This window comes from Enterococcus sp. HMSC078F03, from assembly GCF_001811595.1.
Lineage (GTDB): Bacteria > Bacillota > Bacilli > Lactobacillales > Enterococcaceae > Enterococcus > Enterococcus faecalis.
On record NZ_KV805602.1, the window covers coordinates 215,650 to 240,740 of the forward strand.

Annotated in this window: 27 protein-coding genes, 1 riboswitch and 1 other annotated feature; of the genes, 22 read left to right on the top strand and 5 right to left on the bottom strand. The window is 36.8% G+C overall.

From position 1 onward, the window contains the following. The 14 genes from HMPREF2810_RS13700 to HMPREF2810_RS13770 all read left to right on the top strand — a co-directional run. The coding region (locus tag HMPREF2810_RS13700; RefSeq protein WP_141750875.1) for a bacterial Ig-like domain-containing protein at window positions 1-767 on the top strand (767 nt) is incomplete at its 5' end. A gap of 198 nt (window positions 768-965) precedes the next feature. Next, window positions 966-1,667, top strand: coding sequence for a bacterial Ig-like domain-containing protein (locus HMPREF2810_RS13705; RefSeq protein WP_002356634.1), 702 nt, complete (start codon window positions 966-968; stop codon window positions 1,665-1,667). Then, entirely contained in the window at window positions 1,668-3,104 is a 1,437-nt protein-coding gene (locus HMPREF2810_RS13710; protein ID WP_002367108.1) for a helix-turn-helix domain-containing protein, read from the top strand. It begins immediately after the preceding gene. A 243-nt stretch (window positions 3,105-3,347) separates the two neighbouring features. Next, on the top strand, window positions 3,348-4,535 hold the full coding sequence (locus HMPREF2810_RS13715) for an FtsW/RodA/SpoVE family cell cycle protein (RefSeq protein ID WP_002367107.1): 1,188 nt from the start codon (window positions 3,348-3,350) through the stop codon (window positions 4,533-4,535). Window positions 4,536-4,559: 24 nt separating this feature from the next. Next, a complete protein-coding gene (locus HMPREF2810_RS13720; RefSeq protein WP_002359675.1) occupies window positions 4,560-4,919 on the top strand; it encodes an arsenate reductase family protein in 360 nt (119 codons plus the stop codon). A gap of 5 nt (window positions 4,920-4,924) precedes the next feature. Beyond that, entirely contained in the window at window positions 4,925-5,239 is a 315-nt protein-coding gene (locus HMPREF2810_RS13725; protein ID WP_011109554.1) for a glycine cleavage system H family protein, read from the top strand. A gap of 53 nt (window positions 5,240-5,292) precedes the next feature. After that, window positions 5,293-5,540 (top strand) — a binding site (T-box leader). Window positions 5,541-5,653: 113 nt separating this feature from the next. Continuing rightward, a complete protein-coding gene (locus HMPREF2810_RS13735; protein WP_002356639.1) occupies window positions 5,654-6,691 on the top strand; it encodes a methionine ABC transporter ATP-binding protein in 1,038 nt (345 codons plus the stop codon). Beyond that, on the top strand, window positions 6,684-7,370 hold the full coding sequence (locus HMPREF2810_RS13740; protein ID WP_002384190.1) for a methionine ABC transporter permease: 687 nt from the start codon (window positions 6,684-6,686) through the stop codon (window positions 7,368-7,370). The genes HMPREF2810_RS13735 and HMPREF2810_RS13740 overlap by 8 nt, the downstream gene beginning before the upstream one ends. Window positions 7,371-7,384: 14 nt before the next feature. After that, entirely contained in the window at window positions 7,385-8,203 is an 819-nt protein-coding gene (locus tag HMPREF2810_RS13745; RefSeq protein ID WP_002362228.1) for a MetQ/NlpA family ABC transporter substrate-binding protein, read from the top strand. Between the two features lie 347 nt (window positions 8,204-8,550). Continuing rightward, window positions 8,551-9,366 carry an isoprenyl transferase gene (locus tag HMPREF2810_RS13750; protein WP_002362225.1) on the top strand — a complete coding sequence of 272 codons (816 nt, stop codon included), beginning with the start codon at window positions 8,551-8,553 and terminating at the stop codon, window positions 9,364-9,366. Then, on the top strand, window positions 9,363-10,163 hold the full coding sequence (locus tag HMPREF2810_RS13755) for a phosphatidate cytidylyltransferase (protein WP_002359680.1): 801 nt from the start codon (window positions 9,363-9,365) through the stop codon (window positions 10,161-10,163). The genes HMPREF2810_RS13750 and HMPREF2810_RS13755 overlap by 4 nt, the downstream gene beginning before the upstream one ends. A gap of 763 nt (window positions 10,164-10,926) precedes the next feature. Further along, window positions 10,927-11,577, top strand: coding sequence for a Dph6-related ATP pyrophosphatase (locus HMPREF2810_RS13760; protein ID WP_002372215.1), 651 nt, complete (start codon window positions 10,927-10,929; stop codon window positions 11,575-11,577). Between the two features lie 87 nt (window positions 11,578-11,664). Beyond that, a complete protein-coding gene (locus HMPREF2810_RS13765; protein ID WP_002384191.1) occupies window positions 11,665-11,892 on the top strand; it encodes a hypothetical protein in 228 nt (75 codons plus the stop codon). Window positions 11,893-12,039: 147 nt separating this feature from the next. Further along, window positions 12,040-12,771 carry an HAD family hydrolase gene (locus HMPREF2810_RS13770; RefSeq protein WP_002390007.1) on the top strand — a complete coding sequence of 244 codons (732 nt, stop codon included), beginning with the start codon at window positions 12,040-12,042 and terminating at the stop codon, window positions 12,769-12,771. A gap of 23 nt (window positions 12,772-12,794) precedes the next feature. On the opposite strand, the gene HMPREF2810_RS13775 is transcribed toward HMPREF2810_RS13770, so the two are convergent. The 4 genes from HMPREF2810_RS13775 to HMPREF2810_RS13790 form a co-directional block, all read right to left on the bottom strand. Continuing rightward, on the bottom strand, window positions 12,795-13,010 hold the full coding sequence (locus HMPREF2810_RS13775; protein WP_002384193.1) for an SHOCT domain-containing protein: 216 nt from the start codon (window positions 13,008-13,010) through the stop codon (window positions 12,795-12,797). Next, the gene (locus HMPREF2810_RS13780) at window positions 12,988-13,797 is read right to left on the bottom strand and encodes a TPM domain-containing protein (protein WP_002384194.1); all 810 of its coding nucleotides are present in this window, start codon (window positions 13,795-13,797) and stop codon (window positions 12,988-12,990) included. Before HMPREF2810_RS13780 ends, HMPREF2810_RS13775 begins: the two co-directional genes overlap by 23 nt. Then, window positions 13,794-14,939, bottom strand: coding sequence for a TFIIB-type zinc ribbon-containing protein (locus HMPREF2810_RS13785; protein ID WP_002359695.1), 1,146 nt, complete (start codon window positions 14,937-14,939; stop codon window positions 13,794-13,796). The genes HMPREF2810_RS13780 and HMPREF2810_RS13785 overlap by 4 nt, the downstream gene beginning before the upstream one ends. 103 nt (window positions 14,940-15,042) lie before the next feature. After that, window positions 15,043-16,275, bottom strand: a complete 1,233-nt coding sequence (locus tag HMPREF2810_RS13790; protein ID WP_002356656.1) for an SPFH domain-containing protein — start codon at window positions 16,273-16,275, stop codon at window positions 15,043-15,045. A 207-nt stretch (window positions 16,276-16,482) separates the two neighbouring features. Between HMPREF2810_RS13790 and HMPREF2810_RS13795 the strand changes: the two genes are divergently transcribed. From HMPREF2810_RS13795 to HMPREF2810_RS13825, 7 genes are all read left to right on the top strand, one after another. After that, on the top strand, window positions 16,483-18,525 hold the full coding sequence (locus HMPREF2810_RS13795) for a penicillin-binding protein PBP4(5) (RefSeq protein WP_002384198.1): 2,043 nt from the start codon (window positions 16,483-16,485) through the stop codon (window positions 18,523-18,525). Between the two features lie 115 nt (window positions 18,526-18,640). Next, on the top strand, window positions 18,641-19,360 hold the full coding sequence (gene tsaB, locus HMPREF2810_RS13800; protein WP_002362637.1) for a tRNA (adenosine(37)-N6)-threonylcarbamoyltransferase complex dimerization subunit type 1 TsaB: 720 nt from the start codon (window positions 18,641-18,643) through the stop codon (window positions 19,358-19,360). Continuing rightward, the gene (gene rimI, locus HMPREF2810_RS13805; RefSeq protein WP_002384199.1) at window positions 19,332-19,886 is read left to right on the top strand and encodes a ribosomal protein S18-alanine N-acetyltransferase; all 555 of its coding nucleotides are present in this window, start codon (window positions 19,332-19,334) and stop codon (window positions 19,884-19,886) included. Before tsaB ends, rimI (HMPREF2810_RS13805) begins: the two co-directional genes overlap by 29 nt. 7 nt (window positions 19,887-19,893) lie before the next feature. Beyond that, entirely contained in the window at window positions 19,894-20,358 is a 465-nt protein-coding gene (gene rimI, locus HMPREF2810_RS13810; protein WP_002384200.1) for a ribosomal protein S18-alanine N-acetyltransferase, read from the top strand. Then, window positions 20,355-21,401, top strand: a complete 1,047-nt coding sequence (gene tsaD, locus HMPREF2810_RS13815; RefSeq protein WP_002384201.1) for a tRNA (adenosine(37)-N6)-threonylcarbamoyltransferase complex transferase subunit TsaD — start codon at window positions 20,355-20,357, stop codon at window positions 21,399-21,401. Before rimI (HMPREF2810_RS13810) ends, tsaD begins: the two co-directional genes overlap by 4 nt. Before the next feature lie 318 nt (window positions 21,402-21,719). After that, complete coding sequence (gene argS / locus HMPREF2810_RS13820) at window positions 21,720-23,411, top strand: arginine--tRNA ligase (RefSeq protein WP_002384202.1); 1,692 nt, start codon at window positions 21,720-21,722, stop codon at window positions 23,409-23,411. A 155-nt stretch (window positions 23,412-23,566) separates the two neighbouring features. Further along, entirely contained in the window at window positions 23,567-24,067 is a 501-nt protein-coding gene (locus HMPREF2810_RS13825) for an HD domain-containing protein (protein WP_002356666.1), read from the top strand. An 80-nt stretch (window positions 24,068-24,147) separates the two neighbouring features. Here HMPREF2810_RS13825 and HMPREF2810_RS13830 read toward each other — a convergent pair whose 3' ends face one another. After that, on the bottom strand, window positions 24,148-24,480 hold the full coding sequence (locus HMPREF2810_RS13830; RefSeq protein ID WP_002356667.1) for a helix-turn-helix domain-containing protein: 333 nt from the start codon (window positions 24,478-24,480) through the stop codon (window positions 24,148-24,150). Window positions 24,481-24,573: 93 nt separating this feature from the next. Between HMPREF2810_RS13830 and HMPREF2810_RS13835 the strand changes: the two genes are divergently transcribed. Further along, window positions 24,574-24,897 (top strand): hypothetical protein, encoded by a 324-nt coding sequence (locus HMPREF2810_RS13835; RefSeq protein WP_002384203.1) that lies wholly within the window; start codon window positions 24,574-24,576, stop codon window positions 24,895-24,897. Window positions 24,898-24,961: 64 nt separating this feature from the next. Continuing rightward, window positions 24,962-25,031, top strand: a riboswitch (Fluoride riboswitch). Window positions 25,032-25,091: the final 60 nt, after the last annotated feature.

A 25,091-nucleotide genomic window follows, 5' to 3' on the forward strand; every position in this document is an offset into this window, starting at 1 on the left:
AAGAAGCGAAAGCAATCGTTCATGTCCGTGATGATAGTCGTTTACAAGTCAAGGATTCAACGATTTATGTCGGCGATTCATGGAAACCAGAAGAGAACTTTGTTTCAGCAACAGATAAAACTGGTCAAGACGTTCCCTTCGAAAAAATCACTGTTTCAGGTCAAGTTGATAACACCAAAGCGGGCATTTACCCAATCATTTACAGTTACGAAGGTAAAGAAGAAACAGCTAATGTGACTGTCAAACCCGACCAATCTAAGTTAGAGGTCAAAGATACAACGATTTATGTTGGTGATTCGTGGAAACCAGAAGATAATTTCGTTTCAGCGACAGATCGTGACGGTCATGCTATATCCTTTGATAAGGTTCAAGTAAAAGGGGAAGTTGATACAAAGAAAACAGGAGAGTACCAGATTTCCTATACCACTGAGCCAGTTAATGAAACCAAACCAGCTGTGCAGTCACGACTTTTCTCAATGTTTTCAAACGAAACACCTCGTCAATTGACGACAGTAGCAACTGTTCATGTGATTGATCGTAATCCTACACCACTACCAGATAAAAATGAGAACAACCAGACTAGTTCCTCAACGAATCAAACCACGATAAAAAGTAGTCAGTATGTCACACATATTGTGAAACCTGACAAGCAAGGACGTTATCCCAAAACGGGAGAACAAACTAATGGTCTATATCGTGTGCTAGGACTTGTTGTGTTACTTATTGTGATTATTAGTGGTATAGTCATCAAGAAGAAACGAAAATAATTAAATGAGCGTGGGGCAAAAGTTTAAAGTAACTTTTGTTCCACGCTTAAAAGATGAATAAGTGCATGAATGAGGGTAGCTGTTTCCTTGGAAAATAGGAAGTTTTACAAGTGACTTTTATTTTAAGAACACCTATTAGCAGGTTTTTCTGTTAAGATAGTTATTTTTATGAAATAGTTTGGAGGAATAATAAACGAGATGAACCAGCGAACTATTTATTATGGTAGTATCGGCACAGCCTTATTTCTTTCTTCAGGAATGTTGATTGCTTCAGTGAATAGCTATGCAAACGAAGCGACAACGCCAGGCAAATACACCGTGACTTATGAAGTGGATGGCAAAATTGAAACAGCAACCATTACGGTCAAAGAAAATCAAACGGAACTTAAATTAAAAGACACGTTTTTAGGAGTTAATCAAGCATGGTCACCCTTAGACAATGTCGTTTTTCTAAAAGATAAAGAGGGTCGCCCTTTAAATTTAGAAAATGTAATTATAGAAAATAATGTAAATACTCAAAAAGTAGGCCTTTATTTTGTAACCTTCCGTTACGAGTCATACCTTTCTATTGCGAAGGTGTATGTCAACCCTACTAATTTTGCTGCAGAGGGGAATATGCTTGCAGAGCTTCCTTATAGTCAAGCAATGATTGGCCCAGAAAGACCAATTATTGCCTCGAGACAGGACAAGGAGCAACAAACAAAACAGGAGAAAAAGAAAAATAAAATTGAACAGGAACGAGTAAATAAAAAGGTGCTGTTAAATGATGAGTTGTTGAAAAAAATAGATACGATAGCCCCAGTGGAAATTACTGGAGGAGCGGCAAGTGGGTCCTCTCAATTTGGCACCACTTTAAGCTTCCTGTCAGGCTCACTTTTGTATGGAACAAGGAGAGTTTAAATGGAATTCTTGTTATTAGATGATCGGGAAAATTTAAAATTAGCGATTATTAGAAAGTTAGAGCAACAATATTCATTTTCTGAACGAAAAGATCGTTTATGTAAGCAATTAGCTATTTCTCCTTATTTGCTAGAACGGAACATAACAGAAATCAATGCAGATTTGCAACGCTTTGGTCTGATTAATGAGATGGAAATCAGTGAAAAAAATAATGAAATTTTGTTATCTCAAAGCCTTCGTATTTCTTCAAGTATTATTGAAGAATATTATTTAAAAGACTCGTTAGAATTTAATCTATTAAAAACGATTTTCTTTCATCAGTTTACCTCAATCAAAAAATATGGTGAAAAGCACGGGATGAGTCGAACGGTTGTATACAAAATTGTTGACCATATCCGGAAAGAATTAGGTCAATATGGTATCAAGTTATCCAAAAATTTACAACTTAGCGGCAATGAAATGGCGATTAGACAATATTTTACTATGCTCTATTACCGAATTTACAAAGATTCTGAAGAATTATATAATCAAACAGATCTTCGCGCAGTGAACCAATTATTGGCTCAATTGAAAGGCTCTTATGAAAATATCACTAATTTTCATTTATTTAAACATTATGTATTGGTGGCTTTAGAACGAACGCAGAGAAAAGCTAATTATTTTTTATCCCAAGAAGAAAATCCATTCGTTTTTGACGAAGAAAGTTCGATTTATCAAGAAATTCAATGTTGGATAAACGAAGTGATGAAGGCGACTCATGCAGAGAAAAACGCAGAAATTCAAGGAATTATCGGCAATTTATCGGTCTATCAAAGTGAACTTATTTCGGAACATCTGCTGAGTTCTCACAATGAGGCAATTACTGCTACGAAAACATTATTCTTTTCTTATATGCCGTTTACAATTTCGGACGAAGAATTTTATCAAGAAATTGTTCCGATTATTTATCAACATCGTTTTATTACGCCGTTTATCGATATCACCTTACGAATTATGGATTTAGAATTTTTTCAGGAACGCTACCCAATTGTTTTTGATAGTTGTCGTCAGTTTTTATTTGCGTTGGATTGTTCGGCGTTTGAGTTTAGTAAGCTTTCTTTATTTTTTGATTTGCTATTAGTGTTATCCCGTCTTTATGACCAAAGGAATGAAAAAAGCACGATCAATCTTTATGTGAATTTTACGCAAGGAGAAAAATATACTCAGTTTATCAAAGAACAAATCAAAATATTCGAATCTTTCAGCATTCACTTTCATTCAGCGATTCGACCAGATACTGATTTAGTAGTTTCGGATTATTTACCAAAAACGTTATTTTCAGTAAAATGTTTAATTTGGCTAGCGCCCCCGCGAGCCAGTGACTGGCAAAATTTTGGCAACGAAATTGTCCGAATTAATAAAGAGCTACAACAAACGAAACAAAGAAAAAGCGAATAAAAACAGTCGCAACGTGTTTTAGTTGCGACTGTTTTTTGGTACTGAATGTTTATAGTAAACTTTCTCATTATCACTGATGTGAAAAATTTTAAATAAAAGCCAAATAGGATTGAAGAAAAAGAAAAAATTGATAGTGAAGGACCAATTCTCTAAAGTTTTTCTCAAATATAGTAGAATTCCTTTCTTTTCTTCTGTGAGAAAGATATAATAAAAAACGTATGAACAAAGGAAAAGGGATGACGAATGAATAGAAAAGAGAAAACAAATTTAGATAGTCGAATTGATTACGGCGTGATATTACCAGTTTTTCTTTTATCACTAATTGGTATGCTATCGCTTTACGTAGCGCTTTACAATGATCCAAGCAAACCTAAAATTGGAAGCTTGTTAATGAAACAAGGACTGTGGTATTTAGTCGGAGGATTAAGTATTGTCATTATTATGCATTTTAGCTCAAAATTACTCTGGCGGTTAACGCCCGTTTTTTATGCACTTGGATTAGTATTAATGGGATTACTACTGAAATTCTATGATCCCGTGCTAGCAGAGCAAACAGGTTCTAAAAACTGGATTCGCTTTGGTGGCACCACATTCCAACCATCGGAATTGATGAAGATTGCGTTTATTTTGATGTTGGCCTATATAGTGACCATGCATAATGTTAAATATGTGGACCGAACACTCAAAAGCGACTTTTGGCTAATCGCTAAAATGCTATTAGTGGCGATTCCGGTAATTGTTTTAGTACTTTTACAAAAAGACTTCGGGACGATGTTAGTTTTCTTAGCCATTTTTGGGGGAGTTTTCTTAATGTCTGGCATTACTTGGAAAATTATTGTGCCCGCCTTTATCATAGCTGCTCTAGTCGGAGCTGGAACCATCTACTTGGTAACAACAGAAACAGGAAGAGACTTATTGTCTAAAATTGGCATTAAAGCTTATCAATTTGATCGGATTGATTTATGGCTAAATCCTTTCCATACAGATCCAGATCGCTCATTCCAACCAGCGCTAGCATTAACAGCAATTGGTTCTGGGGGCCTTTTCGGAAAAGGCTTTAACGTGAGTGATGTGTATGTCCCTGTTCGTGAGTCAGATATGATTTTTACAGTTGTTGGTGAAAACTTTGGCTTTATTGGTGGCTGTTTCATTATTTTGTTGTATTTTATTTTAATCTACCGCATGATTCGCGTTTGTTTTGATACAAATAATGAATTCTATGCCTACATTGCCACAGGAATTATCATGATGATTTTGTTCCATGTTTTTGAAAACATTGGAGCGAATATTGGTTTACTACCATTAACTGGGATTCCATTACCGTTTATTAGTCAAGGTGGTTCTTCCATTTTAGGTAACATGATTGGGGTGGGCTTAATTATGTCCATGCGTTACCAACAAGAAACGGTTCGTACCAGAAGTGGTCGTTAAAGAAAGAAGAAAGAAGGGGTAGAAATGTACACACTTTATGAATATCCTAAATGCTCAACTTGTAAAAAAGCGAAAGCGTGGTTAGATCAACAAGGCGTTAAATACCAAGCAATTGATATTAAAGCAACACCGCCTAGTAGTGAACAACTAGCAAAATGGATGAAAGAGACCGGCTTGCCTGTTCGTCGTTTTTTTAATACAAGTGGGGTTTTATATAGAGAACAAGGATTAAAAGATCTTGTGGACAGTTTTTCTATTGAAGAAGCAAGTCAGCGCTTAGCTGCGGATGGCATGTTGATTAAGCGTCCAATTCTCTTAAAAGACAATACATTTCTAACGAATGGTTTTAAAGAAGCAGATTACGAAGGAGTGCTTGGAAAATGAGTGAAATGAAACAAATCGATCAATTATGGATCTTACCAACAGAAGCAGGTTATAAAATTGGTTTAACCGCCGAAGCCCAAGAGGATTTAGGGAAGATTACTTTTGCAACATTTCCAAAAGTCGGACAAACATTAGCTAAAGGTGATTCTTTAATTGAATTAGAAGCAGAAAAAGCAGTCAGTGAATTCAGTAGTCCATTATCTGGTAAAGTAGTCGCGATTAATGAAGCGGCTGATCAAGAGCCAAGTGCGTTAGATGAAGAAAATGCCTGGATTGCTGTTTTAGCAGATGTTGAACCAACAGAATTTGAAAATCTTTAGTCTTACGTTGACAAGGCCAATGTTTATTGCTATAATTTTCTCAATCTAATCAAAAGAAAGCTTTGAAAAGAAGAGTACATGTTAAGGACGTTTGAAGAGAGCCCTGTTTGCTGAGAATGGGTAACAGATTTAAGATGGAAGATGGTCTTTGAGCAGAGTAAGTGAGCGAAGCAGTGAACTTACTACGGGGCGCCCGTTACAGCCAACGGTATGCGAAGAATCAAGTACCGTATGAGGTTATTATTGAGAAATAATAGCGAATTAAGGTGGTATCACGAAATGACAAACTTTCGTCCTTTTTGCTGTAATAGCAAAAGGATGGAAGTTTTTTTGTTTTTATTAAGCAAATTCGTTTCATAAAAAGTGCGAAACCTTCAAAATAAGAAAGTAGAACAGAAAGAAGAGGAGAACAAAATGGCATTAATTGAATTACGTCATGTAAAAAAAGAGTTTTCCGGTAAAGCGGGTAAAGTCACGGCTTTAAAAGATATTGATTTAACGGTTGAATCAGGTGATATTTATGGCATTATTGGCTATTCAGGTGCAGGAAAAAGTACGTTGGTTCGCCTATTGAATGGGCTTGAAACACCTACAGAAGGTGAAGTAGAAATTCAAGGACAAGATATTGCATTGTTGCCAAATAAAGAACTACGAAACTTCCGTAAAAAAATTGGGATGATCTTTCAACATTTTAATTTATTATGGTCACGGACGGTCCTAGAAAATATCATGCTCCCATTGGAAATTGCTGGCGTTCCAAAACAAAATCGGAAAAGCCGCGCAGAAGAGTTAATCAAGTTGGTTGGTTTAGAAGGACGGGAAACCGCCTACCCAAGTCAACTCTCTGGTGGGCAAAAGCAACGAGTGGGGATTGCCCGTGCCTTAGCTAACAATCCTGATATTTTGCTTTGTGATGAAGCAACGAGTGCTTTGGATCCGCAGACAACTGATGAAGTGCTAGAATTACTACTAAAAATCAACCAAGAATTAAATTTAACGGTTGTATTAATTACCCACGAAATGCACGTGATTCGTAAAATTTGTAATCGCGTAGCTGTGATGGAATATGGTGAAATTGTTGAAGAAGGTAAAGTGATCGATATTTTCAAAAAGCCTCAAACAGAAATTGCGAAACGCTTTATCCAACAAGAAGCGGATAAAAACATTGAAGAAACGGAACTGGTTGTTGAAGAAATGTTGGAACAATATCCGAATGGAAAAATTGTTCGCCTGCTTTTCCACGGTGAACAAGCGAAATTGCCAATTATCTCGCATATTGTCCAAGAATATCAAGTAGAAGTTAGTATTATTCAAGGGAACATTCAGCAAACAAAGCAGGGTGCAGTGGGTTCTCTTTATATTCAATTATTAGGCGAAGAGCAAAATATTCTAGCAGCCATTGAAGGATTACGTAAACTTCGTGTAGAAACAGAGGTGATTGGAAATGAATAATCGTGGCTTAGCAAGTTTCTTTGATTTTTCCCAAATTGATATAAGTAAACTACAAGAAAAAACGATTGAAACACTTTATATGACAGGGATTTCAATCATAGTGGTCGCCATTTTAGGGCTGATTTTAGGACTACTACTTTTTGAAACGTCAGGCAGAAAAGGGATTTTGAGCCGATTACTGTATTGGCTAGTAGCCATTTTTGTAAATATTTTCCGTTCGATTCCGTTTATTATCTTAATCGTTCTGTTAATTCCTTTTACAAAAATTATTTTAGGGAGTATGTCTGGTGTCAAAGGTTCCTTACCAGCATTGATTATTTCCGCAGCACCTTTTTATGCTCGCATGGTCGAAATTGCTTTTCGTGAAGTCGATAAAGGCGTGATTGAAGCAGCCAAAGCAATGGGGGCCAATCGTTTCCAAATAATTTGGAAAGTGCTATTACCAGAAAGTCTGCCAGCACTTGTTTCTGGCTTAACCGTTACAACCATTTCTTTAGTGGGCTACACTGCAATGGCGGCTGCTATTGGAGCGGGCGGTTTAGGAAGTTTGGCGTATCAAGATGGCTTCCAACGTGGTCAAAATACAGTTACCTTAGTAGCAACGATTTGTATCTTAGTTATTGTCTTTGCGATTCAATGGCTTGGGGATACAGTCGCTAAAAAAATAGATAAACGATAAATGGAGGGAATAAGATGAAAAAACGTACATTATGGTCAGTAATTACTGTAGCAGTAGCTGTCTTAATTTTAGGGGCTTGCGGCAATAAAAAGAGTGATGACTCGGTCTTGAAAGTTGGGGCTTCACCAGTTCCGCATGCAGAGATTTTAGAACATGTAAAACCTTTATTAGAAAAAGAAGGCGTAAAATTAGAAGTGACGACTTATACAGATTACGTGCTACCTAACAAGGCGTTGGAAAGTGGTGATATCGATGCCAACTATTTCCAACATGTGCCGTTCTTTAATGAAGCGGTTAAAGAAAATGATTATGACTTTGTGAATGCAGGTGCGATTCATTTAGAACCAGTTGGGCTTTACTCGAAAAAATACAAATCGTTACAAGAAATTCCTGATGATTCAACGATTTACGTTAGCTCTTCCGTTTCAGATTGGCCACGTGTTTTAACGATTTTAGAAGATGCTGGTTTAATCACGCTGAAAGAAGGGGTAGACCGGACAACTGCTACTTTCGATGATATTGATAAAAATACTAAAAAGTTGAAATTCAATCATGAAAGTGATCCAGCAATCATGACCACTCTTTATGACAATGAAGAAGGGGCTGCGGTTTTAATTAACTCAAACTTTGCCGTGGATCAAGGATTAAATCCGAAAAAAGATGCGATTGCCTTAGAAAAAGAAAGTTCACCTTATGCCAATATTATTGCGGTTCGTAAAGAAGACGAAAACAACGAAAATGTAAAAAAATTAGTCAAAGTGTTACGTAGCAAAGAAGTCCAAGATTGGATTACGAAAAAATGGAACGGTGCCATTGTTCCAGTCAATGAATAAAAAGAAAAAGACAATAGAATAAAAACTTGAGGTCGGGACAGGCGTGTTAAGCTTCAAGAAATAAGAAGAAAGTTCTGAAAGATGCTTTTTGTCTCTCAAGGACGTTCAGCTTATTTCCGAAGAAGCTGCTCCTGTCCCGTTGTTTATTTAAAATTTTAAAGCTAGGCAGATACATCATGTTGATTTACCTGCCAAGTCTAAGTTTTTTTCTTTTAAAAAAGGACCATAAATGATAAAGTTACAAGGAATTTCTTAATTATCAGGAAAATTCAGGGACTATGCATAGGCATTTGCATTAGTTATTGTTATAATAATTAAGATAGATTTTTTGGAATGGAGGGAAAAAGATGTTACGTTTTTTTCCGCAAAAAAATAAATATGTAGAAGAAGCAAGCCAGTACGCCTTTGATAAAGAAGGCCAAATTCCGCAGCACATTGCCATTATTATGGACGGAAATGGACGGTGGGCACAAAATCGAAGACTGCCGAGAATTGCTGGACATAAAGAAGGCATGGATACGGTTAAAAAAATAACGAAGCATGCTAGTCATTTAGGCGTTAAAGTTTTAACACTTTATGCATTTTCAACGGAAAATTGGAAGAGACCAACAGATGAAGTCAATTTCTTAATGCAATTGCCTGTTGATTTTTTTGATACATTCGTGCCTGAATTAATTAAGGAAAATGTTAAAGTCAATGTAATGGGCTACCAAGAGTTTCTACCAAGCCATACGCAAGATGCTGTTAAGCGGGCCATTGAGCAAACCAAGGACAATACGGGCATGGTTTTGAACTTTGCTTTAAATTATGGGGCGCGTGCGGAGCTACTAACTGCCATGAAACAGATTGCTGCAGAGGTTTCAGAAAAAGCATATACGGCAGATGAGATTACAGAAGAAACGATCGCAGATCACTTAATGACTGGCTTTTTACCCACGGAACTTCGTGATCCAGAATTGTTGATTCGAACAAGTGGGGAAGAGAGAATTAGTAATTTCTTGCTATGGCAAATTGCTTATAGCGAGTTGTTTTTTACAAAAGCATTATGGCCTGATTTTTCAGGGGACACTTTAGAAACCGCGATTGCTTCTTTCCAAAATCGTAATCGTCGTTTTGGAGGTCTAAAAGAAACTACAGAAACAGAAGGGAGCGATCCGCAGTGAGACAACGTGTCATCACAGCTATCGTCGCATTAATCATCTTTATTCCAATTATCTGGTATGGTGGTTTTGCAATTGAGATTGCCGCTGTTGCTTTGGCAGTAGTCGGCGTGTACGAGTTATTCCGTATGAAAGGATTAACGTTATTAAGTTTTGAAGGTGTTTTATCAGCATTAGGGGCCGTTTTTTTAGTTATCCCGACAATTAAATGGTTAAACTTTTTGCCGGAAATGCAAACAAATTTCATTTTATTTTATGTCACTGTAATGTTGTTGTTAGGTGCTTCGGTGATTTCTAAAAATACATATACGATTGAAGAAGCTGGCTTTCCAGTTATTGTCAGTTTATATGTAGGGATGGGGTTCCAGAACTTTATTAGTGCCCGTTCCGCAGGTTTTGAAGTCTTGTTATTTGCTTTATTCATTGTCTGGGCAACGGATATTGGTGCATATCTATTTGGACGACGATTTGGTCGTCATAAATTGATGCCAGATGTTTCACCCAACAAGACAATAGAAGGTGCACTTGGTGGTATTTTATCAGCCGTGGTTGTAGCAGCGTTGTTTTTAGTTTTCACAGCTAATAAAGGGCTATTTCCTTATCCAATGCCGGTGATGCTTGTATTGACGGTTCTATTTTCTATAGTAGGGCAATTCGGTGATTTGGTTGAATCTTCTATCAAACGTCATTATGGCGTGAAAGACTCTGGTAACATCTTGCCAGGACATGGTGGTATTTTAGATCGTTTTGATAGTTTATTATTTGTTTTCCCAATTATGCACTTATGTGGATTATTTTAAATTGATTAACAAAATTTAAAAAAGTATCGTCAAATAAGTAAAAATCCAGAAGAGTCTCTCTTCTGGATTTTTACTGTTTATTGAGATAATGCGTGAAACACTGACAGGGTATGTTTGAGATAAGTTTAACTTTAAACATACGGTGGTTTTACTCTTTAATTGACAATAGCCTTCTCTTTAAAGAGAAGGCTATCTAACGAATCAATATTATTATTTTAAAGTTGGATCAGACTATTTCTAGTATTCAAGTATTTTTCATTTAAGCGATGTATTCCCTACCTCTAATACATCCTTGTGTCTCTCTAGACACGCCAGTTTTGAATAAAATCATCAAAACAATTGAATGGTTCGTTTAAAAATATTTTTCGTGTTCTAATTATTATAACATAAAACTCGTCAACTGACCACTAGCTGACGAGTTCATAATTTTTCCAGATAAATAGACAGCCGTTTTCCGCCGACTGTCTAAGATTAAGATAGATTTGTAAAGAAGTGAATAAATGCTTCCTACTATCTCTTTATAACATGAGGAAAAGAAAACTGCAAAAGATAGCTGTGTTTTTTGAAAAAAAGATCAGCTGGTTTCCGCCAGCTGATCATCCGTTGAAAAGAGATATAAAGAAGTGAATAAAGCTTGCTTTACCTCTATTTTATACCATGTTTTGATTCAAATAACTATTCAGTATTAGTTATACTTAAATAATAAATATGTATACGGATGTATTGTTTTGAGGTATAGTCATAAAGAAAAGAGGGAACGTTTATGAAAAAATTTTGTTTAAGTTATAGCTCTGGTAAAGACTGTTTATTGGCGATGGATCGATTGGTACAAGCAGGAAATCAGCCAGTAGCGTTAGTGACAACATTAAGTGATGAAATTAATCGTTCTTGGTTTCACGGGATACCAATCTCCGTCTTAGAAGCAGCAGCCGAAGCGTTAGATTTACCACTTGTTATATCACATAACAATGAAACAAATTACACAGAAAAAGTGGTTGAGGCACTGCAGGAAACCAAAAAATTAGGTGCAGAAACGGTTTGTTTTGGCGATATAGATATTGAACAAAATGGTGCTTGGGATCGCCAAGTTGCATTAAGTGCTGGGCTTGAGCCACAATTACCTCTTTGGCAGGAAAATCGCGAAGCACTTGTGAAAGAATTCTTGGCAAAAGGGTACACAGCAATTATCAAAACGGTCAGCAAAGAGGCAGGTATTCCAATAAAATTTTTAGGAGAACCGTTAAATGAAACATTTATCACGTACCTTAAAGAGCATCAATTAGATATTTGCGGAGAAAACGGGGAGTACCATACGTTGGTAATTGACGGCCCGCTATTTAAAAAGAGGCTCAATTATTATACTTCAGGAATTTATGAAAGTCCTTATGCTTATTCCTTGATTATTGATGCTTAAATGAAAGTAAAAGGACACAAGCTGCCACTTTTTCTAGGGATATGCTATAATTAACTTAAAAAAAGTAGAGAAAGTGAGTGGTTAATTATGGAAGAAACTGTCTTTTTTAATTTAGGAAATGCCCTTGCTTCAAAAAGAGATCAAAAAAAATTAATTAAAGAAGCCCAAATTGCGAAAGATACTCGAAAGATTCCAGGAAAACTGATTATCGTTGAAGATGAAGAAAATGGTACCCATATTTTATTTGAATTAGCTGATCAAACAGAACCGTCTGCTGAAACAAAAGAATTCAAAGTGAAAAAAGTAATCGATTAATATAAAAGCAACGAATTTAGAAAAATTCGTTGCTTTTTTATATTTTTTTACACAAATGATACAAAAAGAATATCAAAATCAAATAAATGATTAGTATACTTGAAGAAACAAATAGGAAGCAAAGCAAACGTTTTGAGGTGTTCTTTCATGGAAAATCGAGGAATTTTATTTGATAAAGATGGTACGTGTATTCGTTTTGACACTCTTTGGCAAGCAGGTTTGCAAGCTTGTTTTGAAACACTAAGTATGTTAGCCCCTCATCATTCAGCAGAAATAAAAAAGATATTAGCTATTCAGGAGCAACGTTTTTTGCAAAAACATTTACTTGATGAAGTCCTTTATCAGGAACTTTATCAGGAATTGGCGCAATTTGAGGAATTAGTCGAACAGGGAATCAGCAGTCGATGGCTGGAGCAATTTTTTTATGATTATTTACGAAAAAATCTGAAAAAGATTGAACCAATTGGTGATTTAAAACAGTTATTTCTTGAGCTAAAACGGAAGAACTATAAAATTGGATTAGCAACTTCAGATACTTTGCCAGCGACTATGTTGATTATGGAATATCTTGGTTTAACAGAAATGTTTGATTTTATTGCGACAGGAGATCGTTACTTACCGAAACCAGATGCGGACATGCTCCAAGCCTTTTGTCAGTCATGTCAATTGAAGGCGACAGAAGTAATTATGGTAGGTGATTCGCTCGTGGATGTTTTCATGGGAACGTGTCATGGCAAAGCAGGAATTGGTGTTTTAACCGGCAACTGCCAGTCAACTGATTTTGAAAAGTTTGAAGTAGCTTATTTTCGTGATATCCATGAAATACCTTATCAAGAATTATGGGAAAATACCAAGAAGAAAAAAATCCTGAAAAGATGACGAGTCTTTTCAGGATTTTTTTATTAATCTAATTGAAGCAATTGCCGTTTCTTTTGTTGAAATTCTTCTTCTGTTAGAACTCCTTCATCAACTAACATTTTTAAATTTCTTAACTCAGCCATTACGTCTTCAATAGTGCTAGATGAGTTTTTTTGTGAATCAGATAGTTTTGGTTCAATCGGTTGGTTTATAGGAGTTGGTATTTCTGCGAAAAATCTAAAAACTTCGACCGCCGCCACCGAATGTGCCGCCGCCAGTTGAGTGGGTGGTGCTACCACCACCGCCCATTCCGCCACTGCCGCCATTGTTTTTAGGAATACGACGCGTAGTGATGAAAGAGTTGGTTAACTGATCTGTGCGGGAGGTTAAGTTTAAAGTTGTTTTTTCCCTAAAGGGATATTGATAACTTGAAAATTTTAATTGATATTTAGAAATATTAATGCCTAAGAAGACCAAACTGAGTATCAGCGCAGCAGCAAAAGCAATTACCATTTCCAGCGGGGTAATGACTTTATAACGAGTGATTTTACCTGTTTCGCTGTCCACACGATAGTGACCCCCAGGAACCCCTTTGTCAACAAATGCTTGAGTTTCCTGAACAAAGGTTTGAGCAGCCGCAAAATAATTTCCTTGACTCATCCCATCCATTACTTTATCTAAGGTATCATCAATTCGTGCATCCGTCATATAATCAATCATGTTTCCAGAAGTAGAGATGTAGACTTTCCGTAAGTCCATATCAATGAGAAAAAGAATCGCATTTTGATCCTTGCCAACTTTATTTAAAAGATAATGATCTGCATATTCTTGTTCATCGCCATAGGTATTATTATTTGTGGTCACAATAAAGGCAGAGGCTTTTGTTTTTTCTTCCAAAGGTTGTATCTCTTGCTTTAGTTGGTTTATTTGATCAGGTGTCAGTAATTGTGCGTCATCATCAATTGAATTTTCAGCCGCCGAAACGGGTAGGGCAAGGCCAAAGGTAAGAAGTATTAGGAAAAAAATAGGTAAAAGTCGTTTTTTCATAGGAAATAACCTCCTAATAAAAAGAGTGCTAAGAGTCCAGCGAAAATGCCTAACGTTGCTAGCCCTAAACGAGTGTAACTAATTGGAAGTACACCGCTTACTTTACCTGTTTGTCCATTCATGGCATAATAATAAACTTTTTTTGATTGTTCCTGACTGCGATAGGTGACTAACCAAATTGGCAAAAGCATATAGTGATTATTTTCTTGATTTAGAGAAATATCCGTGCGAACATTTGTCAACGTAGTATAACCAGAAGCAGAGTCCCGTAACAATGATTCCGAATAATCTTGTAATTCTTGTTGGACGTGTTTTTTGATTGCTTCATATTCAATATCGCGTTTTTCTGCTTGAAAACCTGCTAGGTATTGGCTTTTGAAAGGCACCGCTTGATCAATTAAAAATGGTTGAACGCCTTCCACCATTTTTTGTTGGACGTTTTTTGACAAGGCATTTTTAACTAATTCTTTAAACGATAATTTTCCTGAACGTCCCACATTGAAACGTTTTGTTTCGGTGTATTCAATATCACCTACGCGCCAAATGCGAATACTTGTGCCAGTAGCTTGCAGTTGTCCGTCGACTTCTGCATCAACGACCCAATAGGGGAAGTAAACCCCAGTTAATTTATCGATTTGATTTTTGCTGAAAAAATCTCGAGGAATGAACCATTTTTTCTTGGTCCAAGCGAGAAATTTTTCAATCGCTTCGTCTTTTTCAATTGTAAAGGGTAAGACGTTTTCTGGTAAAAATTCGCCACTTAATCGACCAGCCAAGACAACTGGATTATGGCAATAATAACAGTATGTGGCTGCTGTTGTTGCATCGGTGACAATTTGAGCGCCACAGCTTGGACAATTAAAAATTTCCATTGTGCCTGCATCGGCAGTTGTTTCATTCTCAGTGGTCTCTGTTTGTTGCGTGGCGGAGGATTCTTCTTCCGCTGTGAAAGTCAAATTTTCCTCGGCAGTCGTTGTTGAGGGATTCTCTAAATGCGCCTCATGTTGCTGTTGCTCATAACGAGTCACTTCTTCTTCCGTGTAAATATTTAAACAATATTCACAATGAAATTTTTGATCTTTGGGATTAAATAAGAGCGGGCCGCCACAGTTGGGGCATTTATGGGTAAATGTTGTTTCCATTGCAACCGTCCTTTCTAATAGAGTGAGTAAATAACAGGAATCTGATTCAAAGAAAAAGGGTAGACTTGTGCCTGACCCTTTTCTTTAATTGTTCACTACTTGCTTATAAAGGAACCCCTTGGAATGGTTTACCACAATGTGGACAGAACTTAGGAATACCATTACTTAAGTCAACAATTTCGCTACATTCACTACATTTCATTTCTAATTTTGGTTTTTCGTTTGTTGGTTTTGGTGTACCACAGTTTGAACAAAACTTCCCAGTGTTTTCAGTCCCACATTGTGGGCAAGTCCAAGTGTCTGTAGCCCCTTGTGCATTTTGCTGGTTTTGTTTTTCTTGCATTTGTTGTTGGTTTGTTTGAGACGCTTGCGCAAAGTAGTTGCCATTCGCATTCATGCCCATACCAACGCCCATAAAGCCGCTCATAGCGCCACCTTCATTTTTACCAGCAGCCTCCATACCACGAGCCAAGGAACCTTGAACATAGCCTTCGCGAACACCTGGATCGCTGAGCATAGCACCTTCATTTCGCATGTTGATTAATTTAGTTGAATCATCTGTATAAGAAATGCTCGCAACTGCTACAGAAACAATTTCCATACCGCGATTGGTGCGCCAATCCTCATCAAGCGCAGTTTGCATATATTTGCTTAATTCAACACTTTTTGAGGGAACATAAGAAATACGTTGCCCATCAGCAGACATTTGATTGATTGCTGCTTGCAATGCTGTAATGAACTCCGCCAAATATTGTTCATTAATATCATTAATATCTACTTGCGTTTGGTTTTTAGGAATCGCATTAGTATAAAATAGTAAAGGATCTGTAATTTTAATTGAGTAATTTCCGTGTGCACGTAAGAAAAGTTCGGCATTATAAAAATTATCAAAATAGTTTAATGGCGCAGGTGTTCCAAATTTAATGCCTTTAATTTCTTGCAAATTAATATAAAAAACTTGTTGTTTTTGTGGAGTTACGCCACCAAATTTGAAACGACTGAAGGTCTCTGCAATCGCATCTTTTAAAGAACCGTTAAACATTGAAGGCGCAGAATCATTTTTGACTGTATAATAGCCTTCTTCAGCAGTGTAATCGATGATTTTGCCACCATCGACAAGAAGCATCATCATGTTGGGATAGACATGTACAACAGAACCATCTGTTAAAACATCGTCCGTTCCTTTACGATTAGAACCACGTTTATCATCTTTACGCACAAAAACACCTTTTGTCATGACGGTTGTGTCCCCCATATTATCAGGTTCAATAACCTCTAGCCATTGATCGGCCAAGCCACCGCCAACTGAACTTGTTGCTGCTTTAATAAGTCCCATGTTCATTCCTCCTAATAAAAAACTAATTGTTAAAGCTAGTATACCACACAATGAATGCAGAGAAATCCAACGAAAGCCTGATGAAATGGAAAAAATTGATCAAACTTTATTAAGAAATTAAAAAAAGTATAGGTGAAACACAAGCATTTTAAAAAAAGTTACGTATAATAGAAGAAAAGACATATTATATAGTTAGGGGATTATTGAATGGAACGAAGCAATCGTAATAAAAAATCTTCAAAAAAACCACTTATTCTTGGTGTTTCTGCCTTGGTTCTAATCGCTGCTGCCGGTGGCGGGTATTATGCTTATAGTCAATGGCAAGCCAAACAAGAATTAGCCGAAGCGAAGAAAACAGCTACTACATTTTTAAACGTATTGTCAAAACAGGAATTTGATAAGTTACCGTCCGTTGTTCAAGAAGCTAGCTTAAAGAAAAATGGCTATGATACTAAATCTGTTGTTGAAAAATACCAAGCAATTTATTCAGGGATTCAAGCTGAAGGAGTCAAAGCTAGTGATGTTCAAGTCAAAAAGGCGAAAGACAATCAATACACATTTACCTATAAATTATCGATGAGCACTCCTTTAGGCGAAATGAAAGATTTGTCTTATCAATCAAGTATCGCCAAAAAAGGCGATACCTACCAAATCGCTTGGAAGCCGTCTTTAATTTTTCCAGATATGTCAGGAAATGATAAAATTTCGATTCAAGTAGATAATGCCAAACGTGGAGAAATTGTCGATCGTAATGGTAGTGGGCTAGCAATTAACAAAGTGTTTGACGAAGTGGGCGTAGTGCCTGGCAAACTTGGTTCTGGCGCAGAAAAAACAGCCAATATCAAAGCTTTTAGTGATAAGTTCGGCGTTTCTGTTGATGAAATCAATCAAAAGTTAAGCCAAGGATGGGTCCAAGCAGACTCCTTTGTACCAATCACAGTCGCTTCTGAACCAGTGACAGAATTACCAACAGGGGCTGCGACAAAAGATACAGAGTCACGTTATTATCCGCTGGGGGAAGCAGCTGCGCAATTAATCGGGTATACGGGCACCATTACTGCAGAAGATATTGAAAAAAATCCAGAGTTAAGTAGTACGGGCGTAATTGGTAAAACTGGCTTAGAACGAGCGTTTGATAAAGAATTAAGAGGGCAAGATGGTGGCTCACTAGTTATTTTAGATGACAAAGAGAATGTCAAAAAAGCTTTACAAACCAAAGAGAAAAAAGATGGTCAAACGATTAAATTAACGATTGACAGTGGCGTACAACAACAAGCCTTCGCTATATTTGACAAACGTCCTGGTAGTGCGGTCATTACCGATCCTCAAAAAGGCGATTTATTAGCAACGGTTAGTTCACCTTCGTATGATCCTAATAAAATGGCCAATGGCATTTCTCAAAAAGAATATGATGCTTACAATAACAACAAAGATTTACCATTCACAGCACGTTTTGCGACAGGCTATGCACCAGGCTCTACCTTTAAAACAATTACCGGTGCCATTGGTTTAGATGCAGGGACATTGAAGCCAGATGAAGAGCTAGAAATTAATGGTTTGAAATGGCAAAAAGATAAATCTTGGGGCGGCTATTTTGCGACACGTGTAAAAGAAGCAAGTCCAGTCAATCTGCGTACCGCTTTAGTTAATTCAGATAATATTTATTTTGCCCAACAAACATTACGTATGGGGGAAGACAAATTTAGAGCTGGTCTTAATAAATTCATTTTCGGTGAGGAACTAGATTTACCAATTGCCATGACGTCTGCTCAAATTTCAAATGAAGATAAATTTAATTCTGAAATTCTTTTAGCAGATACGGGCTACGGTCAAGGCCAATTGTTAATTTCGCCAATCCAGCAAGCTACCATGTATAGTGTTTTCCAAAATAATGGAACATTAGTCTATCCAAAATTAGTTTTAGACAAAGAAACAAAGAAAAAAGACAATGTAATCAGCGCAAACGCAGCGAATACAATTGCCACAGATCTTTTAGGTAGTGTGGAAGATCCTTCAGGTTATGTTTATAATATGTACAATCCGAACTTCTCATTGGCTGCTAAAACAGGAACAGCTGAAATAAAAGATAAACAAGATACAGATGGCAAAGAAAACAGTTTCCTTCTAACGTTAGATCGTAGTAACAATAAATTCTTAACAATGATTATGGTTGAAAATTCAGGAGAAAATGGTTCTGCAACAGATATCAGTAAACCATTAATTGATTACTTAGAAGCAACCATTAAATAAAAAGAGAAAATGAACGAAACGAGGTTTCTGTAAAAAGAAACCTCGTTTTCCCTTTTTAGAAAAAGGAAAGTGTGCTACAATGAAGCGACTAAATTGTAGAAGGAAAGGGATTCGTGTGCGAATTTTAGCAATAGATACATCTAACCAAACATTGAGTATTGCTGTGTGTGAAAATCAAAAAATTCTGGGAAGTTATACAGCAACGGTTAAAAGAAATCATAGCTTAACATTGATGCCGGCAATTGACTATTTGATGAGTCAATTGAACTTGGCGCCAACGGCAATTGATCGTTTTGTCGTAGCAGAAGGACCTGGATCATACACTGGCTTACGTTTAGGCGTGACGACTGCCAAAACATTGGCCTATACTTTAAAGAAAGAGCTAGTAGGCATTTCCAGTCTACAAACGTTAGCTGCCAATTGTGTTGGGCAAACCGGTTTAGTTGTGCCTCTTTTTGATGCGCGTCGTAAAAACGTCTATGCTGGTGCTTATCGGTTTGTCGATGGCGTGTGGCAAAATGAGTTACCGGACCAACATATTTCCCTGCGGGAGTTATTAGAACAACTAAAAAATGAACCAAATCTTTTTTTTGTGGGTGAAGATGTTGAAAAATTCACTGAAGAAATAGCTCAAATCATTCCTCATGGGGAAATTTGTGATGTCCCGCAATGGCAAATTCCTAATGCTGCAGTTTTGGCTGCGTTAGGTAGTGTGGCTGAGCCTGTTGAAAATGTTCATGGGTTCTTACCTGCGTATTTGAAAAAAGTAGAAGCGGAAGAAAATTGGTTGAAGACACACACGCCTAATGGAGAAAGCTATGTGGAAAAACTTTAATTTTGTGACAAAATACTTTACAAAAAGACGGCAACGGTATATAACTAAAACCATTGCAATGAACCAGCAAGAATTTCAATTGCGTGAAATCACCTACCAAGATATTAAGGATTTACTAGCAATTGAACGTGAAGTTTACGCTGGGGAACTTCCTTGGACGATGTCTGCTTTCATGGCAGAACTTGGCTCAAAAGCGCCGCATCTCTATTTGTTAGCGGCAATTAACGGAAAAACAGTTGGCTTTATTGGTTGTCGGATTCAAGGAACGGATGCACACATTACGAATGTCGCTGTCCATACAGCATACCAAGGCTTAGGTTTAGGTCGTTCTTTAATAGAAGAAACGCGAATTTTTGCCAAGAAAAATCGTTGTGAAACCTTATCGCTAGAAGTACGAATGAGTAATGTTAAAGCCCAACGTTTGTATCGAAAAATTGGCTTTGCCTCACAAACGGTGAAAAAAGGCTATTATGACGAAAATAATGAAGACGCACTAGAAATGATAATTGATTTAAAAGAAGAGTGAAGAAAAAATGTTAGTAACAAAAAAAGAAATATCTGTAGCAAATATTGGTGAAGAATTATGGCGTTTCAGTAATTCTTCTTATACAACTGGCTCCCCTTGGACAGAAACACAATTCGCGGAAGATTTTGCTCAGGAAAATAGCGAATATCTTTTTTTAGTTGAAAATGGCCAGTGGTTAGGCTATATTGCCTATCATTTTATTTTAGATGAAGCAGAAATTAGTCACGTTGTTGTGAATGGTCAGAGACAACACCAAGGAATTGGTTGTCAATTAATGAAAGCTTTTAAAGAATATGTTAAAAGTCGTGACATTACACAAATTTTCTTAGAGGTCAGAGAATCGAATACATTAGCTCAAAAACTTTATGAGAAAACAGGATTTCGGAAAGTAGCTGTTCGAAAAAATTATTATAAAGAACCGCAAGAAAATGCCTTTGTAATGTGTGCGAAATTAAGGAAGGAAGCCCAATGACAATTTTTACAAAAGAACGTAAATTATTATTAGCTGTGGAAAGTAGCTGTGATGAAACAAGTGTGGCTGTCATTGAAGATGGCGACAAAATTCTTTCCAATATCGTAGCTTCGCAAATTAAGAGCCATCAACGTTTTGGTGGAGTCGTTCCGGAAGTTGCGAGTCGTCATCATGTTGAACAAGTGACGATCTGTATTGAAGAAGCATTAACAGAAGCAAAAGTCACACCAGAAGAGCTTAGTGGTGTTGCTGTGACCTATGGGCCTGGGTTAGTCGGTGCTTTATTAATAGGACTTTCTGCAGCAAAAGCATTTGCTTGGGCGCACCAATTACCACTTATTCCGGTCAATCATATGGCTGGACACATTTATGCTGCCCGTTTTGTGGCACCGCTCGAATTTCCATTGATGGCCTTACTCGTTAGTGGAGGACATACGGAATTGGTCTACATGAAAGAAGATGGCTCTTTCGAAATTGTTGGTGAAACACGCGATGATGCAGCTGGTGAAGCGTATGATAAAGTCGGACGGGTGTTAGGGTTGCCTTATCCTAGTGGCAAAGAGATTGATGCTTTGGCCCATGAAGGCACAGATACCTATCAATTTCCACGGGCGATGCTAAAAGAGGATAACTATGACTTTAGCTTTAGTGGTTTGAAAAGTGCGTTTATTAACACGTTTCATAATGCAGAGCAACGTGGTGAAGCACTGTCTACAAAGGATTTAGCCGCAAGTTTTCAGGCGAGTGTGGTAGAAGTATTAGTGACTAAAACCATTCGTGCTTGTCAAGAATATCCTGTTAAGCAATTGCTAATCGCTGGGGGCGTTGCTGCGAATCAAGGATTACGAGAAGCAATGAGACATGCAATCAGTGAACAATTACCAGAAGTGACATTACTTATTCCGCCATTAAAACTTTGTGGGGATAACGCGGCGATGATTGGCGCTGCCGCCTTTATCGAAGCTGAAAAGAATCATTTTGCTTCGTATAACTTAAATGCAGAACCTGGCGTTAGTTTTATGACAATTAGTGAAGAAGGCTAGCCAGCTAGACAAAAATTTGCTATAATGAAGCCAGTTTAACAATGACATTCGATGATAAAGAGAGTACTTATTTCAACGTCAGCTTAGCGATCTTGGGAAGGTGGGAGCCAAGAGTGATCGGAATGAGGAAGCGCACTTTTAGAATTCTGCTGAAAGCAGACGGCAATCACCGTTATCGATGAAGCAGGTCTATCCAAGTAGTATAGACAATTAGAGTGGTACCGCGGGTAAATTCTCGTCTCTGACAAAACAAATCATTTTGTTTTGTCAGAGACGTTTTTGTTTTTTTATACTTACAAATTAATCAGGAGGGTTCTTATGAACAACAAAGAAATCGTAGCAAAAGCGTTACATGATGTTTTAAATGAAGAATTAACGATGGATCAAATCGAACAATTATTGGAAAATCCTAAATCTGTTGATCATGGAGATGTTGCTTTTCCAGCCTTTTCATTAGCTAAGATTTATCGTAAAGCACCACAACAAATTGCAGCAGAATTAGCAGAAAAAATTGATGGCACAAATTTTGAAAAAATTGAAGTGGTGGGACCTTATTTAAACTTCTTCATGAATAAAGAAGCAGTCAGTCAAGCTGTTATTGGCGAAGTAGTCAAAGAAAAAAACAACTACGGAAACAGTACCTTTGGTAATAATGGCAATGTTCCTATTGATATGTCTTCACCAAACATTGCTAAACCAATTTCTATGGGGCACTTACGTTCTACGGTAATCGGGAATTCAATTGCCTTTATTTTAGAAAAAATTGGGTATCAGCCAATTCGGATTAACCACTTAGGTGACTGGGGTACACAGTTTGGTAAGTTAATTGTAGCTTATAAAAAATGGGGTTCTGAAGAAGCAGTCCGCCAACAACCAATTAATGAATTATTGCGCTTATATGTGCAATTTCATGAAGAAGCAGAAGAAAACCCAGAATTAGAAGACGAAGCACGTGCATGGTTTAAAAAATTAGAAGAAGGAGACCAAGAAGCCAATGAATTATGGAAATGGTTCCGTAGCGAGTCTCTAAAAGAATTTGATAAAATCTATTCCATGTTAGAAGTTGAATTTGATTCATACAATGGCGAAGCCTTTTATAATGATAAAATGGATGAAATTGTTACTTTATTAGAAGAAAAACATTTATTAACAGAAAATCAAGGTGCAGAAATTGTTGATTTGACAGAATATAATTTAAATCCAGCACTTATTCGTAAATCAGATGGTGCGACCTTATATATCACACGGGATTTAGCTGCTGCGCTTTACCGTAAACGGACGTATGATTTTGCCAAATCACTTTATGTAGTCGGTAACGAACAAAGCAATCACTTCAAACAACTAAAAGCAGTCTTGAAAGAACTAGGGTTTGACTGGTCAGATGATATGGAACACATTCCGTTTGGTTTAATTACTCAAGGCGGTAAAAAATTATCCACACGTAAAGGGAAAATTGTTTTATTAGAAGAAGTATTGAATGAAGCTGTTACTTTAGCAGGAAATCAAATTAACGAGAAAAATCCAGACTTAGCAAATCGTGAAGAAGTGGCGAAACAAGTAGGTGTAGGTGCAGTTATTTTCCATGACCTTAAAAATGATCGTCTAAATAATTTCGATTTTGTATTAGATGAAGTTGTTCGTTTTGAAGGCGAAACTGGGCCATATGTTCAATATACACATGCTCGTGCGATGAGTATTTTACGTAAAGCAAACTTTACACCAGACGCTACACAACGTTATGCACTAAATGACAAGGATAGCTGGGAAGTCGTGAAGTTGTTACAAAAATTCCCTGAAACTGTGATGCAAGCTGCTGAAAAATATGAACCATCTGTTATTGCGAAACATAGCATTCATTTAGCACAAGCGTTCAATAAATATTATGCCCATGTTCGGATTTTGGATGAAGATGCTCAAAAAGAGGCACGCTTAGCGTTAGTTTATGCAGTAGCTACTGTTCTAAAAGAAGATTTACGTTTACTAGGGTTACATGCACCAGAAGAAATGTAGAAGTTTTTGTGAAAATTTTACTGCGTTGAACGCTAAACTTATTAAGCAAATATTAAAGTTAAGTTACAGATTGAGAAATTCATAGTAATTAAATAGCTGGGGTGCTATACTCGAGTCAAGTTATAAAAGGATTAGAAAAGGTGGCACCCAATTATATGACAGAAAAATGGCGTGAAGACGAAGAATATCTTTCTTATGTAGAAGATTTATTAGCAACCGAAGAAGTCCAAAAATTAGCAGAATACACACAACATATGCATTCAACTCGTTTAGAACATTCAATTAGTGTTTCCTATCATAGCTATAAATTAGCAAAGCGTTGGAACGGCAATGCTCGTGCAACAGCTCGTGCTGGTTTATTACATGATTTGTTTTACTATGATTGGCGCACAACAAAGTTTGACGAAGGCTCTCATGCCTATGTTCATCCACGAATTGCAGCCAAAAATGCTGAAAAAATTACAGAGTTGTCTGATTTAGAACGAGACATTATTATTAAACATATGTGGGGCGCAACTATTGCACCACCAAAATACAAAGAAAGTTACATTGTAACCTTTGTTGACAAATATTGTGCTGTAAAAGAAGCGGCGTTGCCGATGACGACAGCCATGAAAACCAAATGGCGTCAGTATTTTGGCCAACAGTCAATCTAAAAAAAGCTTATCCGTAAGGATAAGCTTTTTTTGTTTGACGTTGACTAAAAAGTCTAGCATTCATCTATTTAAAATAAATATTAAAAGTAATTTTGTTCTGTTAATTTCTTTTGAGCGTATCGAAAGACTGCTTCTTGATTTTCAGTTGTTAACTGTTTGTAAATGTTCATAATATTGGTTGGGACAACAAATGGCGTTTCTTCCGTTTCAGGAATACCTAAGATTTCAAGAGGTGATACATCTAAAATTTTAGATAAGGCGACAATTTTATCCCTCCCCATATTTTCAATCATTCCAGTTTCCCATTTCCTGACGGTACTTTTTCCAACACCAACAAAATTTCCAACTTGTTCTAATGTAAGATTTTTCTCCATCCTTTTTTGCTTCAAAAAATTTTCTTTCAAAAAAACCACCTCCGTAAAAACATTCTAGCACAAAAAGTGTCGCAAAAGAAACATGTTTTACTCTATACATAGAGTGATAAATAACTATTGAATAGGCATATATTGACGGTTTTTTCACAAAATGATATACTTCCAGTGTCTAATAAGACACTAAAAGGGGTGAAAAGGGGGAGTAAAATGGAATCAAATTTAATTCATTCAAAATTGAAATTAAAAGGGAAAAATGTTGAATGGTTAGCAAGTGAAATGACCGCTGCAGGTCAACCAATCTCAGCTTCAACAATTTATAAGAAATTAAAAGGAGAGGTTGTATTTAAAGCTTCAGATATTAAATTGATTTCTAAGTTGTTAGATCTGGAAAGCGAAGAAATCATGGTTATTTTTTTTAATGAGCTAGTGTCTAAAAAGACACGTGAAGGTTGTTAAAGGTAATGAGTTATTCTTCTATTGCACTTTCCAGAGTTGCGTGGTATTATTTTTAATAGTTTAATAGCAACATGGTGATGGTGTTCACCACGAACTATTTATCGGACGAATAAATTAATGACGCCTACCAAACGGGAGAAGTGTACCCTTTGGTAGGCTTTTTCTGTACGCTAGGATTGGCGATAAGAAAATTG

Coding starts and splice junctions, on each gene's coding strand:
- HMPREF2810_RS13705 (WP_002356634.1), top strand. CDS start 966: ATGAACCAGCGAACTATTTATTATGGTAGTATCGGCACAGCCTTATTT.
- HMPREF2810_RS13710 (WP_002367108.1), top strand. CDS start 1,668: ATGGAATTCTTGTTATTAGATGATCGGGAAAATTTAAAATTAGCGATT.
- HMPREF2810_RS13715 (WP_002367107.1), top strand. CDS start 3,348: ATGAATAGAAAAGAGAAAACAAATTTAGATAGTCGAATTGATTACGGC.
- HMPREF2810_RS13720 (WP_002359675.1), top strand. CDS start 4,560: ATGTACACACTTTATGAATATCCTAAATGCTCAACTTGTAAAAAAGCG.
- HMPREF2810_RS13725 (WP_011109554.1), top strand. CDS start 4,925: ATGAAACAAATCGATCAATTATGGATCTTACCAACAGAAGCAGGTTAT.
- HMPREF2810_RS13735 (WP_002356639.1), top strand. CDS start 5,654: ATGGCATTAATTGAATTACGTCATGTAAAAAAAGAGTTTTCCGGTAAA.
- HMPREF2810_RS13740 (WP_002384190.1), top strand. CDS start 6,684: ATGAATAATCGTGGCTTAGCAAGTTTCTTTGATTTTTCCCAAATTGAT.
- HMPREF2810_RS13745 (WP_002362228.1), top strand. CDS start 7,385: ATGAAAAAACGTACATTATGGTCAGTAATTACTGTAGCAGTAGCTGTC.
- HMPREF2810_RS13750 (WP_002362225.1), top strand. CDS start 8,551: ATGTTACGTTTTTTTCCGCAAAAAAATAAATATGTAGAAGAAGCAAGC.
- HMPREF2810_RS13760 (WP_002372215.1), top strand. CDS start 10,927: ATGAAAAAATTTTGTTTAAGTTATAGCTCTGGTAAAGACTGTTTATTG.
- HMPREF2810_RS13765 (WP_002384191.1), top strand. CDS start 11,665: ATGGAAGAAACTGTCTTTTTTAATTTAGGAAATGCCCTTGCTTCAAAA.
- HMPREF2810_RS13770 (WP_002390007.1), top strand. CDS start 12,040: ATGGAAAATCGAGGAATTTTATTTGATAAAGATGGTACGTGTATTCGT.
- HMPREF2810_RS13780 (WP_002384194.1), bottom strand. CDS start 13,797: ATGAAAAAACGACTTTTACCTATTTTTTTCCTAATACTTCTTACCTTT.
- HMPREF2810_RS13785 (WP_002359695.1), bottom strand. CDS start 14,939: ATGGAAACAACATTTACCCATAAATGCCCCAACTGTGGCGGCCCGCTC.
- HMPREF2810_RS13790 (WP_002356656.1), bottom strand. CDS start 16,275: ATGGGACTTATTAAAGCAGCAACAAGTTCAGTTGGCGGTGGCTTGGCC.
- HMPREF2810_RS13795 (WP_002384198.1), top strand. CDS start 16,483: ATGGAACGAAGCAATCGTAATAAAAAATCTTCAAAAAAACCACTTATT.
- rimI (WP_002384199.1), top strand. CDS start 19,332: ATGGAGAAAGCTATGTGGAAAAACTTTAATTTTGTGACAAAATACTTT.
- rimI (WP_002384200.1), top strand. CDS start 19,894: ATGTTAGTAACAAAAAAAGAAATATCTGTAGCAAATATTGGTGAAGAA.
- tsaD (WP_002384201.1), top strand. CDS start 20,355: ATGACAATTTTTACAAAAGAACGTAAATTATTATTAGCTGTGGAAAGT.
- argS (WP_002384202.1), top strand. CDS start 21,720: ATGAACAACAAAGAAATCGTAGCAAAAGCGTTACATGATGTTTTAAAT.
- HMPREF2810_RS13825 (WP_002356666.1), top strand. CDS start 23,567: ATGACAGAAAAATGGCGTGAAGACGAAGAATATCTTTCTTATGTAGAA.